At 45.2% G+C, this 2,466-nt stretch carries 2 protein-coding genes; both read right to left on the bottom strand.

Annotated features, from left to right (window positions below; genetic code table 11):
- Positions 1-163, bottom strand: a 163-nt coding sequence (locus tag WEIDD23_RS12660) for a DUF3290 family protein (RefSeq protein WP_156469533.1), incomplete at its 3' end; no start/stop codon positions are given.
- Between the two features lie 118 nt (positions 164-281).
- Positions 282-2,216, bottom strand: a complete 1,935-nt coding sequence (locus WEIDD23_RS00795) for an SGNH/GDSL hydrolase family protein (protein WP_010371925.1) — start codon at positions 2,214-2,216, stop codon at positions 282-284.
- Between the last annotated feature and the right edge of the window lie 250 nt (positions 2,217-2,466).

Below are 2,466 nucleotides of genomic sequence, written 5' to 3'. Positions count from 1 at the left end.
GCATCATCACACTCAAATCCCGGTACTTCGATTTTAAATTATTGCGAAAATACAGCACCGCAAAAATTGCAAAAATAATTACCAATACGGCAATGACCACCGTCGTTGCCGTTTCCAACCACGAATGACGCTGTGTCAAGTAATCAATTGTATAAAATGTCATGCCTTCCTCCTATTCCTCTGTCATGTTACGCAAATTGTTGGCGGTATACAACCTGATTACCCCAAAAAATCCGCCAGGCAAGCTACCCAGCGGATTTTGCAATTCAAAATAGATTTAATTAACGTAGGAAGAATGTATGGTTCGTACCAAAGTTGTACGTCTTGCCATCAATCTTAACCTTGTTACCTTCAACAGAGCGGCCGTCGTTACCGACATAATACTTCAAGCCCCATTCTGAGACCCATTGATTATGTTGGCGCACACCGTTAATGAAGTAGTAGTAGGCACCCATGTACATACGGAAGCCTGTGTAGCGCTTACCATTTTCAATCCACAACCAGCCGTCTGGTGTTGACACATAACCGCTCGCCTTACCACGCAAGAAGAATGTGCCGTCGTGACTGAAGTTATAGTACGTCCCGTCGACATTATAACCGTCGCCTTGTACGGCACGACCTTCACTGTCAACATAGTACTTCAAGTTCCAGGCTGTCCGCCATTGGTTATTGATACGTGCACCCTTTTCGAACCAGTAGTATGTGCCCATGTAGAAGCGGAAGCCAGTGAAGACTTCACCGTTTTCATACCACAACCAGCCATTGCCGGCATCTTGGTAGCCTGAAAGCTTGCCACGTAGGAAGAACGTACCGTTGTTCCCAAAGTCATACGCGATACCGTCGATTAGGTGGTAGCCTTGGACTGAACGACCATCTGAGCCAACGTAGTACTTGTTACCCCATTGGCTGACCCACTTGTTTTCTTGGCGCACACCATTAATGAAGTAGTAGTAAGCACCATAGTATAAACGGAAGCCCGTGTATGGCTTACCATTTTCAAACCAGCGCCAACCTTGATCCGTGTTCAAGTAACCAGACTGCGTAAAGTTACGGGCATAGTACGTCTTGTTTGACCCAAAGTCGTACCACTTACCGTTGACCAACTTAATGCCCTCTTGCGTCGTACCATCAGTCGCGACGTAGTAGGTCTTACCACCGGCCGTTGCCAATTGGTTCTTACCCTTCAACAAACCATTGTTGCTTGGGTTAAAGAAGTATCCTTGGCCGTTAATGTTCTTAAAGCCACTGGCAAGCACACTGTTTGTCGCATACTCACGGTTACCGGACTCATCCGTTTGCCAACCGTTACTAATGAAATTCGTCTTTGAATCGTGTTCATTTTCAGCAAGGTTGCTGTTATCAGCCGTAGACACTTCAATCATCCATTGCGCCATCAAATCTGCCATCTTGGCATACGTATCTTGCGTTGGATGAACTTCGTGATCCCCCAGCGTTTGTTGTCGGTTAGCATCTGTAACAACCTGATAACCTGCTTGACGCCAGTCTAATACTGGAATACCAAAGCTTGTATAAACTTGCTTCAAAGCATCGGCCAACTGATTAAACGTGTAGCCTGCTTGACCCTTGACGTTCAAGTTATTACCACCCATGTATGATGGGATTGGCAAGACACCATAAATCACTAACTTTGGGTTCGCGGCACGCATCGTCCGAATATTCTTTTGTAAACGTTGTTGGACGTAACCAAGACTATTGTCGCTATAGTTTAAATCATTGACCCCGATTTCCAATACCAATGACTCAGCGTTCTTGAACTGCGGATCAGCCGTGACACGCTTCAAGTTATTGGTTAGGTCGTAAGTCTTATCACCAGGTCCGTTTTGGTTACCTGAAATTTGTGAGCCACTTGATGCGTAACCCGCATGCATTGACTCCGGCTTGATGATGTTTGCTAAGAGCGTTGGGTAGTTCTGTTTAACCACTTGGTTACCGTCCCACCCAACGGCCAGTGAGTCACCGACGACCCACACGTTTTGATAATTAAAATAATTGTTTTCTGATTGTTCTGGCGTTTCGACCGGCTGCGTGGTTGCGTTCGTCGCTGTGCGCTTTACCCCTTCAACCTTAGCCGTCGTTTGCGCCGATTCTTTTGGTTGTTGTACCACAGTTGCGGCGTGTGTTGAGCCAGCCGTCGCCCATAATCCAAAACCTAACACTGCTGAGGCCAGCATTAGGCGTGCTGTTGTTTTACTCATTGATTTGCACTCCTCCCAACAATTAACTATAGCAAACATTTGCCCGGATGGCATAAAAATTCCTGAACTTCAATTGAATATAAATATAATGGTAGCACTTTTGCGAAAGTTATAAAAAAATCGCAACGTTTGTAACAAACGTTGCGATATCTTAATTACTTATCCTTAGGGAATTCAATGGTTGGCTTAAACTTACGACCAGCCTTAATACCACTAATCATTGTATCAAATCGCTTCTTCTTGTGGTCTG

The sequence above is a fragment of the Weissella sp. DD23 genome (assembly GCF_001579105.1).
GTDB classification, from domain to species: Bacteria; Bacillota; Bacilli; order Lactobacillales; family Lactobacillaceae; genus Weissella; species Weissella cibaria.
The sequence above is the reverse complement of the archived record's forward strand: the minus strand, read 5'-3'. Positions and strand labels throughout refer to the sequence as shown.

Coding starts and splice junctions, on each gene's coding strand:
- WEIDD23_RS00795 (WP_010371925.1), bottom strand. CDS start 2,216: ATGAGTAAAACAACAGCACGCCTAATGCTGGCCTCAGCAGTGTTAGGT.